Genomic DNA, 14,084 nt, shown 5'->3' with positions numbered 1-14,084 from the left:
CAGTTTATAAATTTATTTTATGATGTAATTATCCGGTATAACTGCTCCTTTTTTAATAACAACAATTCCGTCTTTAATGGCATACAATTCATTCGAAAAATCTTCTAAATGACTTCCTCCATTGATGTAAACATCATTACCAATTCTGCAATTTTTATCTACAAGAGCATTGTTTATAAAGCATCTTTCCCCAATACCAATCAATTGTTTATTGCTTTTAACGTCCTCATTCATATCATCAATATTCTGATAGAAATCATTCCCCATAACATAACAATTTTGAATGATAGTTCCCTCACCTATTCTGGATCTAATACCAATAACAGAATGGTTTATTTCTTTGGCATTCAAAATACAGCCTTCGGAAATTAATGATTTATCAATCATTGTTTTTTGGAATTTTGAAGGCGGTAATAATCTTGGTCTGGTAAAAATTTTATTGTCGTTATCGAATAAATTAAATTTAGGTAAATCTTCAGTCAGTCCAATATTCGCTTCAAAAAAAGAATCAATATTACCAATATCAGTCCAATATCCTTCATATTGGTAACTCAATATCTTTTTATTCCCTACCGCTTGTGGTATAATTTCTTTACCAAAATCTTTGGTTTCTTTATTTGACATGATATCTACCAACAGTTTTTTGTTGAAGATATAAATTCCCATTGAAGCTAAATAATGCTTGCCTTCACTCTTCATTTGCTCACTCACATCCGATTCCCAGTCTGGCAACAATTCCTTAGCAGGTTTTTCTATAAAAGATTCAATACAGCTTTCAGAGTTTGTTTTTAATATTCCAAATTCAGGAGCATCTTTTGCATTTACAGGCAAAGTAGCTATTGTAATATCGGCCTCTCTCTTGATATGCTCTTCTACCATATCATTAAAATCCATTTGATACAATTGATCTCCGGAAAGAATCAAAGCATAATCAAAATCATGGTTCAGGAAATGAGGCATACACTGTCTTACAGCATCGGCAGTACCTTGAAACCAAGTTGGATTGTCTGGAGTTTGCTCTGCAGCAAGAATATCAACAAAAGCATGGCTAAAAATACTAAAATTATAAGTGTTTTTTATATGGGCATTTAAAGAAGCAGAGTTGAATTGTGTCAAAACAAACATTCTGTAAATATCTGAATTCATGCAATTTGAAATTGGAATATCGACCAATCTATATTTACCTCCTATTGGCACAGCAGGTTTAGACCTTGTTTCTGTCAATGGATATAATCTGGATCCTTGTCCTCCACCTAAAATAATTGCAATAACATTTTTCTTTTTAGCTTTCATTTTTTGTTAATTATTAAATTGTACATTTCTATATATTCCAGACAAACTCTTTCCCAAGAATGATCAGTACTCATTCCTTTTTTTATAATTTTATTTAAATGTTTTTTATCGTCATATAAATTTACTGCCCTTTGAATCGAATAACAAACATCGCCCACAGTTGCTTGGTCGTGACAAATTCCGTTTCCATCATCTCCAAAATCAATCACTGTATCTCGCAGTCCGCCTGTTCTTCTTACGATAGGTATTGTACCATATCGCAACGAGTACATTTGGTTTAGACCACAAGGTTCCACTCTTGAAGGCATTAATAAAAAATCAGAACCTGCATAAATCAAGTGAGCTAATTCCTCATTGTATCCAATAAATGTATTGTAATTCCCTTTGTAATCAGCTAATAAACCGTTCAATTGATTCTCAATAGCAGTATTTCCTGAACCTAAGATTAAAATATTAATTTGTTGAAAATTTTCAGATAAAGCTAGCGCTGCAGCATGAGGCAATAAATCGCCTCCTTTTTCTTCTAATAACCTACCAATAAAACTAAAAAGTGGTTTTGTTGGATCCAAATTAAAAAGCTTGCATAATTTTTCTTTGTTTTCTTGCTTTCCTTTTTCGAAATTTTTAATCGAATAGTTTTTTTCTAACATCGCATCTTTAGCAGGATCCCAGACTTCGATATCAATTCCGTTCAAAATACCTCTGGATTTATAGCGAACCAGATTAAATAACATTTCTAAACCATTAGCCGAATAATTAATCTCATTCAGGTAATTAGGAGAAACTGTGGTAACTGCCCAAGCGCATTTTATGGCTACTGCCAATGAATTGATGCAATTATCCCATTCTAAAACTTTGACATGAGCCAAATCAAATTCTGGCAAATAATACAATTTATCAAAACCAAACTGCCCTTGATACAAACCATTATGAATGGTAATCATGGAAGGAATATTTTGGAGTTTTTCGTATTTATGACAATACAACATCATAAATGGTATCAAACCAGTATGATGATCATGACAGTTAATTACATCTGGAACTTCATTTCTACCTATAATCCAATCCAAAGTGGCGATTTGAAAAGATAAAAAACGTTCAATATCATCTTGATATCCATAAACATCTTTTCTATCAAATAATTCCTGGATTTCAACCAAATACAATTCAAATCCTAACTTATCCGTTTTTTCTTTGAGAACACTAAAAGGAAAATTAAAATTCCCCAATTTCACATGTCCCCAATGAACACATTCAAAATCATTTTCTTTTTTGAATTTTGTATCATAACAAGGTATCACTACCCGCACTTGATGTCCTGCATTATTTTGATATTTTGGCAATGCACCCACAACATCAGCTAAACCGCCTACTTTAGCTACCGGGTAACACTCTGCACTGATATGAAATATTTCCATTTATGAAATTTTGGTGTTTTTAGTTAATACGAATTATTTAATATTTCCGCCTTTTATGTTAATCCCAACAAAAAACTTTATAAAAAATACTACTTTTATGTTTTTCTAAATTTACTAAAAAAATTATAATATAATTACACGCTTGAAAATTTATTGAAATGACAAAAAAAACTTCTAATCATACCCAATCATTGAAAATTCCTAGGATTATCTTATTAACCAGTAAATTAATCTCTTTTATTTCTCCAAAACTAATTACACTATTTGCTGCTAAACTCTTTACAACACCCATAAAACATAAAATTCCAAAAAGAGAATTAGAAATGGATCGCAATAGCATTCAAAAATTAATCCCAGTTCCTGCAATTGATAAAGAGGTTGTTTTGTATCAATATGGAAAAAGTAAGAGGAAAATTTTATTGGTTCACGGTTGGTCGGGACGCGGAACACAATTATTCAAAATAGCCGATGAATTGCTTAAGGCAGGATATTCAACTATTAGTTTTGATGCACCAGCTCATGGAAAATCACCTGGAAAAACTACCATTATGGTCGATTTTATCGCTACAATTTTAGAAATAGACAACCAATTCGGACCATTTGAAGCAGCAATTGGCCATTCATTAGGAGGAATGTCCGTTTTGAATGCTATCAAAAAAGGATTAAAAGTAAATCATGCCGTAGTCATTGGCAGTGGGGATATTGTAGAAGATATTATGGATGATTTTGTAGCAAAATTAGAATTGAAACCAATAATAAGCACTCTTTTACGTTTGCATTTCGAGAAAAAGTACCAAGAAAAAATGAATAGCTATTCTGCTTTTTTAGCGGCCAAAGAAATTGCTATTCCAGTTTTGGTAATCCATGATAACAATGACCCTGAAGTTCCTGTAAAGGCAGGAATTCACATTCATAAATATTTGAAAAACGGAGAGTTATTATTAACTGATGGATTAGGACATCGAAAAATTCTAGGAAATCATAAAGTAATTGAAAAAACAGTTCAATTCATTCAAAATAAATAGCTGTATTACAATATTATACATAAAATAAAAAACTTAAAATCATGAAATATCCTGTAGAAAAAACCGAACAAGAATGGAAAGAACAATTAGGAGAAGAACGCTACCGAATTCTTCGCCAAAAAGGGACTGAATACCCTCACACCGGAACCTATAATTTGCATTATGAAAAAGGAACATATTGCTGTGGTGCTTGCGGAGAGCCTTTATTCGAAAGTAACTCTAAATTTGATGCGCATTGCGGTTGGCCATCATTTGATGAATCCATTCCAGGAAAAGTACAATACATTTCCGATACGACACATGGCATGAAACGTACTGAAATTCTTTGCGCTAATTGCGGCAGCCATTTAGGACATGTATTTGATGATGGACCTACAAAAACCGGACAACGCTATTGTGTGAACTCTTTATCTGTTGATTTTAAAGAATAAAGCTATGAATTTATTTGAAAATGCTACTGATTGGACTACAAATTTAGAACCAATTCTAACCAAATATAAAGGAAGAAAACATCCCCTTGAGTATCATAATTTATATCAACTTATGGTGATGGTCGTTTTATCCGCACAGGATTCTGATGCCAATATTAATAAAATTGCCCCTATCCTATTTGAAGCATATCCTAACATGGAAAGTTTAACTGTTTCCAATGTGGAAGCACTAATTCCGCACATTTCAAAAGTCAGGAATTTTGGAACCAAAGCCAACTGGCTTATAGAAATAGCGCAAACCATACAAAAAGATGAAAATATTCCACTTACTATGGACGGTTTAGTTGCCTTAAAAGGAATCGGACGAAAATCAGCCAATGTAATTCTTCGCGAAGCAAAAATTCCGGCTGAAGGAATTATCGCTGATTTACATGTTATTAGGGTTGCACCCAGAATTGGATTAATCCCAGAAACCAAAGACGGAATCAAAGCCGAAAAGCAGCTAATGCAGGTTTTACCAAAAGAAATTTGGGGAGAAATCGGAATAGCTATTTCATTTTTAGGAAGAGAAATTTGTCGGCCACAGCCTAAATGTCCGGAATGCCCAATTAACTCCATTTGTGAATATTATAAAAATATAAAAGGGTAAAAGGGTAAAAAGCGATTCACTCTTTACCCTTTTAAATATTTTTTAAATCTATTTTATTACAAAAAAGAAGGTTTCAAAGCTGGTTTTAAGCGCTTTTTAGAAGCTTGCTCATAAGCATAACCCAATCCTATTAATTGTCCCTCAGTATAGGGAGTTCCAAAAAAAGATAAACCAACAGGAAGATCATAAACCATCCCATTAGGAACCGTAATATGTGGATATCCACTTGCTGCAGCAGGAGAAGTCAGAGAATATCCTCCCCAACGATCCCCGTAAATAACATCAATACTACAAGCAGGTCCCATCGTTATTCCACAAATGGCATCTAACTTATTTTCTTTAAAAACAGTATCTAAAACACCTTTACTTCCTTCAAAACTTACAGTTAATGCATCTACATATTTTTTATCATCCAATCCTTTTTTAAGGTTAGAACTCTCTAATGTTTCTTGTTTAAAATAAGGCATTGCTTTATCTTCATTAGCAGTATTAAAATCAATGACCTCTTTTAAATTTTTTACTTTTGCATTGGCTGTAGCCAAATAATTGTTCAATCCGTCTTTAAATTCGTACTGTAAAATTTCAAATTCGGCTTGACCCAAAGCATTAATTTTATCCAAATAGTCAATTTCGATAACGACAGCACCTTGCTTTTTTAGAAGTTTAATGGCATCGTCTAAAAGTGCATTAATATATTTATTATTTCCTTGTGGCTTTTTCTCAATCCCAATGCGCTTGCCTTTCAATGCATTTACATCTAAAAAAGTGGTATAATCCTTTTGAGCTTTTCCTTTGCTTTCAAGCGTTACAGCTTCATCTTGGTCAACAGCTGCCATTGCGCCTAATAAAATAGCGGCATCGGTTACAGTTCTCGCCATAGGACCAGCTGTATCTTGTGTTTTTGAAATTGGAATAATTCCAGATCGACTAACCAAACCTACAGTTGGTTTAATGCCTACAATTCCATTTACCGAAGCCGGACAAACAATAGAGCCATCCGTTTCGGTTCCAACTGCAACTACACAAAGATTAGCTGATACTGCTACTCCAGAACCCGCACTGGAACCACATGGATTATGATCTAAGATATATGGATTTTTAGTCTGACCGCCTCTGCTACTCCATCCGGAACACGATTGTGTTGAACGAAAATTTGCCCATTCGCTTAAATTTGTTTTCCCAATGATTATTGCTCCGGCCTCTCTCAGTTTTTTAACTACAAAAGCATCTTTTGAAGCAATATTTCCAGCCATTGCTAAAGATCCTGCAGTGGTTTGCATTTTATCTGCTGTGTCTATATTGTCTTTTATTAAAACGGGGATTCCATGTAAAGGTCCTCTGCTTTTACCAGCTTTCAACTCTTTATCCATAGCAACTGCAATAGCAACTGCGTCAGGATTGACTTCGATAACAGAATTCAATTGAGGTCCATTTTTATCAATAGCTTCAATACGTTTTAAATATAATTGTACTAATTGCTCCGAAGTATATTTTCCAGAAGCTAATTTTTCTCTTAAACTGCCGATGGTTTCTTCATCCAATTCAAAGATCGTATTGGAATCTTCAACTGATACTGAATCTTCTTCCTTTTTAGTGCCAGAAGTACAGCCTGTAATCAAAAGTGTGGTAAGACCTGCAGACGCTAAAGTTGCAGTAGTTAAAAAAGATCTTCTTTTCATAGATTAATTGTTTTTGGATAACGATTTATTAAACAATTAACTAAAGTACTTTTTTTTCACCAAATGCAATAAACTATTAAGTGGAACAAACGTTAAAGTTTAATAATTTATCAACAACTTCTTAAATATCTAAAATGAACCGTTAATTATAAACTAAACTTTATTACTTCTAAAAACAGCATTATATGAGAAGTATTTATCTTCATCAAAGATGAAAATATTAAATACTCATCCTTTCAATAAACATTGCTTTTCAAAAATGTTAATCACACTAATGCAGTACGCTTCGAGTTAACATTTGTAAAATATAACTGTCATTAAATGAATTATAATACAAAAAATAAATAAATGATGAGAATTCTTTATTTTTAAAACAAAAAAAACTTCAGTCAGCGTTAGCCAATTGAAGTTCTTGTACTCAGAGCGGGACTTGAACCCGCACGAACATTGCTGTTCACTGGATTTTAAGTCCAGCGTGTCTACCAATTTCACCATCCGAGCATTTTGTGGTACCTCCAGGGATCGAACCAGGGACACATGGATTTTCAGTCCATTGCTCTACCATCTGAGCTAAGGTACCAATATACTTTTCTTATAATGAAAAGTATGAATAAAAAACCCCGTTCGTTAGAACAGGGTCTTCAAAGAAAGGCGACGACATACTCTCCCACATAACTGCAGTACCATCTGCGCAGGCGGGCTTAACTACTCTGTTCGGGATGGGAAGAGGTGAGCCCCGCCGCAATAACCACCTTAAGAGGTTATAATTGCTTTGGGCAATTATTTGTAACAATTAACAATTTATCATTGATAATTAATTACATAATATCTTAACATACTGAGATAAAGAAAATAAAAAGTATTAGAAAGTTTCTTCTCCCGTCCCGAAAGACGGGAGAAAAGCGTACATAAGCTTACGGGTTATTAGTACTACTCGACTATGACATTACTGCCTTTACATCTATAGCCTATCAACGTGGTCATCTCCCACGACCCTTAAAAGAAATCTCATCTTGTGGTGGGTTTCGCGCTTATATGCTTTCAGCGCTTATCCCTTCCAAACGTAGCTACTCTGCGATGCCACTGGCGTGACAACAGATACACTAGAGGTTTGTCCAATTCGGTCCTCTCGTACTAGAATCAGATCCACTCAAATTTCTTGCGCCCACAGTAGATAGAGACCGAACTGTCTCACGACGTTCTGAACCCAGCTCGCGTGCCACTTTAATGGGCGAACAGCCCAACCCTTGGGACCTTCTCCAGCCCCAGGATGTGACGAGCCGACATCGAGGTGCCAAACCCCCCCGTCGATATGAGCTCTTGGGGGAGATCAGCCTGTTATCCCCGGCGTACCTTTTATCCTTTGAGCGATGGCCCTTCCATGCGGAACCACCGGATCACTATGCTCTACTTTCGTACCTGATCGACCTGTATGTCTCTCAGTCAAGCTCCCTTATGCCATTGCACTCTACGCACGGTTACCAAGCGTACTGAGGGAACCTTTAGAAGCCTCCGTTACTCTTTTGGAGGCGACCACCCCAGTCAAACTACCCACCAAGCAATGTCCCCCGCAAAGCGGGGTTAGGCCTCAGATAAACAAAGGGTTGTATTTCAACAATGACTCCACAACGCCTAGCGACGCCACTTCACAGTCTCCAACCTATCCTACACATCATTTATCCAAGGTCAATACTAAGCTATAGTAAAGGTGCACAGGGTCTTTTCGTCCCACTGCGGGTAAGCGGCATCTTCACCGCTACTACAATTTCACCGAGCTCATGGCTGAGACAGTGTCCAGATCGTTACACCATTCGTGCAGGTCGGAACTTACCCGACAAGGAATTTCGCTACCTTAGGACCGTTATAGTTACGGCCGCCGTTTACTGGGGCTTCAATTCAATGCTTCTCCGAAGATAACATCTCCTCTTAACCTTCCAGCACCGGGCAGGTGTCAGGCCCTATACTTCATCTTACGATTTTGCAGAGCCCTGTGTTTTTGATAAACAGTCGCCTGGACCTCTTCACTGCGGCCAGCATTGCTGCTGGCGACCCTTCTCCCGAAGTTACGGGTCTATTTTGCCTAATTCCTTAGCCATGAATCTCTCGAGCACCTTAGGATTCTCTCCTCGACTACCTGTGTCGGTTTGCGGTACGGGTACTTATTACCTGAAGTTTAGAGGTTTTTCTTGGAAGCCCTTAGGCGCACTATCTCTTTGTCCGAAGACTCCGAGTACTATCGTATTTCCCCAAGCCGCGTGGATTTGCCTGCGCAGCTTATAGGTAGGTACTTCAACGAACTATTCCGTCAGTTCGCGGCGCTTTCATCACTCCGTCACCCCATCACAGTAATAACTAGTACGGGAATATTAACCCGTTGTCCATCGACTGTCCCTTTCGGGTTCGCCTTAGGTCCCGACTAACCCACAGCTGATTAGCATAGCTGTGGAAACCTTAGTCTTTCGGTGTGCGGGTTTCTCGCCCGCATTATCGTTACTTATGCCTACATTTTCTTTTCTAACCAGTCCAGCATGCCTTACGACACACCTTCTACCCTGTTAGAATGCTCCCCTACCACTTGTAATAAATTACAAATCCATAGCTTCGGTAATATGTTTATGCCCGATTATTATCCATGCTCGTCCGCTCGACTAGTGAGCTGTTACGCACTCTTTAAATGAATGGCTGCTTCCAAGCCAACATCCTAGCTGTCTGGGCAGACAAACCTCGTTCTTTCAACTTAACATATATTTGGGGACCTTAGCTGATGGTCTGGGTTCTTTCCCTCTCGGACTTGGACCTTAGCACCCAAGCCCTCACTGTTATGAAACATTATATAGCATTCGGAGTTTGTCAGGAATTGGTAGGCGGTGAAGCCCCCGCATCCAATCAGTAGCTCTACCTCTATATAACTTTACGCATAACGCTGCACCTAAATGCATTTCGGGGAGTACGAGCTATTTCCGAGTTTGATTGGCCTTTCACCCCTACCCACAGGTCATCCGAAGACTTTTCAACGTCAACCGGTTCGGACCTCCACACTGTGTTACCAGCGCTTCATCCTGCCCATGGGTAGATCACACGGTTTCGCGTCTAACACTACTGACTAAAGCGCCCTATTCAGACTCGCTTTCGCTACGGATCCGTGGCTTAACCACTTATCCTTGCCAGCAACGTTAACTCGTAGGCTCATTATGCAAAAGGCACGCCGTCACCCCACTAAAGGGCTCCGACCGCTTGTAAGCGTATGGTTTCAGGATCTATTTCACTCCGTTATTCACGGTTCTTTTCACCTTTCCCTCACGGTACTGGTTCACTATCGGTCTCTCAGGAGTATTTAGCCTTAGCGGATGGTCCCGCCAAATTCAGACAGGGTTTCACGTGCCCCGCCCTACTCAGGATACCACTATCGTTATCTTCTATTACTTATACAGGGCTATCACCTTCTTTGGCTCTACTTTCCAGTAGATTCTAATTCTATCCGCAACAAATAACGTGGTCCTACAACCCCAACATTGCCGTAACAACATTGGTTTGGGCTAATCCGCGTTCGCTCGCCACTACTTACGGAATCACTTTTGTTTTCTTCTCCTCCGCCTACTTAGATGTTTCAGTTCAGCGGGTTTGCCCACCTATCGGTGTACTATGTCTTCAACATAGTGGGTTGCCCCATTCAGGTATTTACGGATCGTATCGTGTGTGCCAATCCCCGTAACTTTTCGCAGCTTATCACGCCTTTCATCGCCTCTGAGAGCCAAGGCATCCCCCATACGCCCTTATTTTGCTTATTGTACCAATCTCGTTAATTAAAACGAGACCGTTTCTTTACTTGTCTAATGATAAACAAGTAAAAATGCTTTCTACTTTTTATTATTTTCTTATCTCAATATGTCAATGAACTTTTTTCTAGTGATTAGCCCTTAGTAATTAGTGATTAGTTTTTGACTAATTACTTTTTACTCTTTACTATTCACTCGAATAGTGGAGAATAACGGAGTCGAACCGTTGACCTCCTGCGTGCAAGGCAGGCGCTCTAGCCAGCTGAGCTAATCCCCCAATCTAATTATGAATTGTGAATTATGAATTATGAATTTATATTTCATAACTCCTCAACTCTAGAATTTCTTCTTTTATTTAAGTCTAAAATAGTTGTCTCGGACAGACTCGAACTGTCGACCCCTACATTATCAGTGTAGTACTCTAACCAGCTGAGCTACGAGACACTCTTATTCTTAAATGGTATTATTTGAACTAACAGCAAGAGTAATAAAACGTTGGGGTTTGCTTCCAACTTGAACTTTCGTCTTCTTTCTTTAGCGTGCATATAGCTAACACTAAAGCTCTAGAAAGGAGGTGTTCCAGCCGCACCTTCCGGTACGGCTACCTTGTTACGACTTAGCCCTAGTTACCAGTTTTACCCTAGGCAGCTCCTTGCGGTCACCGACTTCAGGCACCCCCAGCTTCCATGGCTTGACGGGCGGTGTGTACAAGGCCCGGGAACGTATTCACCGGATCATGGCTGATATCCGATTACTAGCGATTCCAGCTTCACGGAGTCGAGTTGCAGACTCCGATCCGAACTGTGACCGGTTTTATAGATTCGCTCCTGGTCACCCAGTGGCTGCTCTCTGTACCGGCCATTGTAGCACGTGTGTAGCCCAAGGCGTAAGGGCCGTGATGATTTGACGTCATCCCCACCTTCCTCTCAGTTTGCACTGGCAGTCTCGTTAGAGTTCCCGACATGACTCGCTGGCAACTAACAACAGGGGTTGCGCTCGTTATAGGACTTAACCTGACACCTCACGGCACGAGCTGACGACAACCATGCAGCACCTTGTAAATTGTCTTGCGAAAAGTCTGTTTCCAAACCGGTCAATCTACATTTAAGCCTTGGTAAGGTTCCTCGCGTATCATCGAATTAAACCACATGCTCCACCGCTTGTGCGGGCCCCCGTCAATTCCTTTGAGTTTCATTCTTGCGAACGTACTCCCCAGGTGGGATACTTATCACTTTCGCTTAGCCACTGAAATTGCTTCCAACAGCTAGTATCCATCGTTTACGGCGTGGACTACCAGGGTATCTAATCCTGTTCGCTACCCACGCTTTCGTCCATCAGCGTCAATCCATTAGTAGTAACCTGCCTTCGCAATTGGTATTCCATGTAATCTCTAAGCATTTCACCGCTACACTACATATTCTAGTTACTTCCTAATAATTCAAGTTTAGCAGTATCAATGGCCGTTCCACCGTTGAGCGATGGGCTTTCACCACTGACTTACTAAACCGCCTACGGACCCTTTAAACCCAATGATTCCGGATAACGCTTGGATCCTCCGTATTACCGCGGCTGCTGGCACGGAGTTAGCCGATCCTTATTCTTACAGTACCGTCAAGGTTCTACACGTAGAACTGTTTCTTCCTGTACAAAAGCAGTTTACAATCCATAGGACCGTCATCCTGCACGCGGCATGGCTGGATCAGGCTTGCGCCCATTGTCCAATATTCCTCACTGCTGCCTCCCGTAGGAGTCTGGTCCGTGTCTCAGTACCAGTGTGGGGGATCTCCCTCTCAGGACCCCTACCCATCGTTGCCTTGGTAAGCCGTTACCTTACCAACTAGCTAATGGGACGCATGCTCATCTTTCACCGTTGTGACTTTAATTATAAAGTGATGCCACTCTATAATACTATGAGGTATTAATCCAAATTTCTCTGGGCTATCCCTCTGTGAAAGGTAGATTGCATACGCGTTACGCACCCGTGCGCCGGTCTCTAGTTCCGAAGAACTATACCCCTCGACTTGCATGTGTTAAGCCTGCCGCTAGCGTTCATCCTGAGCCAGGATCAAACTCTTCATCGTATATTGTGTGAGATCAGATAAATCTTCTCTCTTTGTTTATTCGACTAAATTCTAGTGGTTTTTTCAAATCTCTCGATTCTATTACTCTCATTCTTTTGTTTTGAAATCTCTTTCAAAACGGCTGTCAATTCAATATGTCTAGGAACGTGTTCTTCTTTGTTTTTCCCTTCGTCAACACTACTTAAAGTGTTTCTCGAAGCGGGTGCAAAAGTACAACTTCTTTTTTAACTGGCAAGAAAATTTTGAAGTTTTTTTTGGAAATTTTTATCTCCGTTTTACTACCGTTTTCTTATCAGTTTGTCAAGGAACTTTGCGCGTTTTGCGGGGTGCAAATGTAATAAGCTCTTTCTAATCTCACAAGCTTTTCTGAATCTTTTTTTGAAAATAAATTCCCTCTCTCAATCCAGTTTACTTGTCAGTCTTCTAAAGAACGTCTGCGTCATTGCGGGTGCAAAAGTAGCACCTTTATTCGCTTTTACAAGCTTTTTTAAACCTTTTTTTTCATGTTTTTACAACCCAATCTTTAACTCGCTGAAAACATGATTCTTGAATAGTAAAGTTTTTTATGATAAACTGCCTTTTAACTTCCGGTCATCGTGATTTCAAATCAAAACCACCTATTCCAATAAGGATGGGCAACTTTCAACTGCCTTTACCTTCTTTATAAAATCTTGGGGAATTATCGCTTTATTGTCTTTTCTAGAGCCGAACACTTCACTTTGCTCCTTGGAAACGACTTACCTTACTAGTACGCTAACAAAAAAACTGCTCTGGATTAATAAAATGGTTTTATGCTATACATTAGTAACAAACTTCTCTTTCCCATTCTATCCTATATATAAGGTCACAAAATATACATCAAAACAACAAAAAGCTCTACTTATCCAAAGTTCGCGTTAGGGATAGAAGCGAAAAGCCCACAGTCCCGCCTTTTTTTGGCGGAACGAGGACTTGTAGCACATAGCCCGACTCCATAATATAAAGAAAGGCGATTCTCCACTAAGAGAATCGCCTTTCTTTATATTCAAGGTGGAACGCACAAATTGTTTTATTATTTTTTCAGCTTCTCAGCTCTGGACTCCCAGGAATCAGTTAGATTACTATAATCAACCGGTTTTGCCGGATTCTGGTTTTGCAATCTTCCGGAATCAAATGCCCGTACTAATATAGTTTCTATCAAATAGTCTTCATTAACATCGAAAGGCGCATATTTTGTTTTTAAATTAATATCAAACATACTTGCAGCAGTATTAGACCAAAATGCTTTCCAGCCACTTTTAAGGTTTCTCACCAATTCATAGGTTGTAGTACCTGTTTGGCGATGAATTAACTTTACCAATATTTGACCTTGTTTACGAGAAAGCTTTTTAAGTTTAGCTTCGAACTCATCACTCAAATAATTTTCTACTATCTTAAAGTATCTTTTTTTCTCCTTATTTGTTTTAAGGTTTGCCATTCCTTTATTTAGATTTGACAGTCTCTCAGAAGCCAGCTTTGCATAAGGATAGGTTTTATAAACACGATTTTGAAGGATTAGGAATTGCTTTCTTGCTTCGGGATCCATTTTCTCCTTATATATTAAGACTTCCGGTAATTGGATCGTATCATTAAGAATAGATTCGTCATCTTCTAACTCATACCCCATCTTTGTGGTATCCTGAGGTATTACCTGTGCATTAGCCGACAGAGTGGTAAATAGACAAAACAACAAAAATTTAATTAGCTTCATATA

The 14,084-nt window shown here is 38.7% G+C and carries 7 protein-coding genes, 4 tRNA genes and 3 rRNA genes; 3 read left to right on the top strand and 11 right to left on the bottom strand.

What is annotated here, in order from left to right; all coding sequences use genetic code 11:
* Positions 1-12: 12 nt before the first annotated feature.
* Positions 13-1,293 (bottom strand): glucose-1-phosphate adenylyltransferase, encoded by a 1,281-nt coding sequence (locus Q1W72_RS16575; RefSeq protein ID WP_099715425.1) that lies wholly within the window; start codon positions 1,291-1,293, stop codon positions 13-15.
* Positions 1,290-2,711 carry a glycogen synthase gene (locus Q1W72_RS16570; protein WP_302136539.1) on the bottom strand — a complete coding sequence of 474 codons (1,422 nt, stop codon included), beginning with the start codon at positions 2,709-2,711 and terminating at the stop codon, positions 1,290-1,292. Before Q1W72_RS16570 ends, Q1W72_RS16575 begins: the two co-directional genes overlap by 4 nt.
* 158 nt (positions 2,712-2,869) lie before the next feature.
* On the opposite strand from Q1W72_RS16570, the gene Q1W72_RS16565 reads away from it, so the two are divergent.
* From Q1W72_RS16565 to nth, 3 genes are read left to right on the top strand one after another with little or no spacing between them, the layout of a single operon-like run.
* Positions 2,870-3,736, top strand: a complete 867-nt coding sequence (locus Q1W72_RS16565) for an alpha/beta fold hydrolase (RefSeq protein ID WP_302136537.1) — start codon at positions 2,870-2,872, stop codon at positions 3,734-3,736.
* Positions 3,737-3,777: 41 nt separating this feature from the next.
* Positions 3,778-4,167, top strand: a complete 390-nt coding sequence (gene msrB, locus Q1W72_RS16560; RefSeq protein ID WP_099715422.1) for a peptide-methionine (R)-S-oxide reductase MsrB — start codon at positions 3,778-3,780, stop codon at positions 4,165-4,167.
* A 4-nt stretch (positions 4,168-4,171) separates the two neighbouring features.
* Positions 4,172-4,816 carry an endonuclease III gene (nth, locus tag Q1W72_RS16555; protein ID WP_302136535.1) on the top strand — a complete coding sequence of 215 codons (645 nt, stop codon included), beginning with the start codon at positions 4,172-4,174 and terminating at the stop codon, positions 4,814-4,816.
* Between the two features lie 56 nt (positions 4,817-4,872).
* Here nth and Q1W72_RS16550 read toward each other — a convergent pair whose 3' ends face one another.
* From Q1W72_RS16550 to Q1W72_RS16510, 9 genes are all read right to left on the bottom strand, one after another.
* Positions 4,873-6,495: an amidase gene (locus Q1W72_RS16550; protein ID WP_302136534.1), complete on the bottom strand. Its 1,623-nt coding sequence runs from the start codon at positions 6,493-6,495 to the stop codon at positions 4,873-4,875.
* Positions 6,496-6,910: 415 nt separating this feature from the next.
* Positions 6,911-6,996 (bottom strand) — tRNA-Leu (locus tag Q1W72_RS16545).
* A gap of 6 nt (positions 6,997-7,002) precedes the next feature.
* Positions 7,003-7,075 (bottom strand) — tRNA-Phe (locus Q1W72_RS16540).
* 66 nt (positions 7,076-7,141) lie between these two features.
* Positions 7,142-7,251 (bottom strand): 5S ribosomal RNA (gene rrf / locus Q1W72_RS16535).
* Between the two features lie 148 nt (positions 7,252-7,399).
* Positions 7,400-10,283, bottom strand: a 23S ribosomal RNA gene (locus tag Q1W72_RS16530).
* 191 nt (positions 10,284-10,474) lie between these two features.
* A tRNA-Ala gene (locus Q1W72_RS16525) sits at positions 10,475-10,548 on the bottom strand.
* Positions 10,549-10,641: 93 nt separating this feature from the next.
* Positions 10,642-10,715, bottom strand: a tRNA-Ile gene (locus Q1W72_RS16520).
* A 123-nt stretch (positions 10,716-10,838) separates the two neighbouring features.
* A 16S ribosomal RNA gene (locus Q1W72_RS16515) occupies positions 10,839-12,352 on the bottom strand.
* The 16S, 23S and 5S rRNA genes sit together here with 4 tRNA genes alongside, the layout of an rRNA operon.
* Positions 12,353-13,403: 1,051 nt before the next feature.
* Positions 13,404-14,081, bottom strand: coding sequence for a DUF4294 domain-containing protein (locus tag Q1W72_RS16510; RefSeq protein WP_302136533.1), 678 nt, complete (start codon positions 14,079-14,081; stop codon positions 13,404-13,406).
* Positions 14,082-14,084: the final 3 nt, after the last annotated feature.

This window comes from Flavobacterium sp. ZE23DGlu08, assembly GCF_030505335.1.
In the GTDB taxonomy this organism is placed as follows: domain Bacteria; phylum Bacteroidota; class Bacteroidia; order Flavobacteriales; family Flavobacteriaceae; genus Flavobacterium; species Flavobacterium algoritolerans.
This window is presented reverse-complemented; position numbering and strand designations above follow the sequence as displayed.

What these genes read in the sequence shown, in the direction of transcription:
- Q1W72_RS16575 (WP_099715425.1), bottom strand. Translation starts at nt 1,293, where the DNA reads ATGAAAGCTAAAAAGAAAAATGTTATTGCAATTATTTTAGGTGGAGGA.
- Q1W72_RS16570 (WP_302136539.1), bottom strand. Translation starts at nt 2,711, where the DNA reads ATGGAAATATTTCATATCAGTGCAGAGTGTTACCCGGTAGCTAAAGTA.
- Q1W72_RS16565 (WP_302136537.1), top strand. Translation starts at nt 2,870, where the DNA reads ATGACAAAAAAAACTTCTAATCATACCCAATCATTGAAAATTCCTAGG.
- msrB (WP_099715422.1), top strand. Translation starts at nt 3,778, where the DNA reads ATGAAATATCCTGTAGAAAAAACCGAACAAGAATGGAAAGAACAATTA.
- nth (WP_302136535.1), top strand. Translation starts at nt 4,172, where the DNA reads ATGAATTTATTTGAAAATGCTACTGATTGGACTACAAATTTAGAACCA.
- Q1W72_RS16550 (WP_302136534.1), bottom strand. Translation starts at nt 6,495, where the DNA reads ATGAAAAGAAGATCTTTTTTAACTACTGCAACTTTAGCGTCTGCAGGT.
- Q1W72_RS16510 (WP_302136533.1), bottom strand. Translation starts at nt 14,081, where the DNA reads ATGAAGCTAATTAAATTTTTGTTGTTTTGTCTATTTACCACTCTGTCG.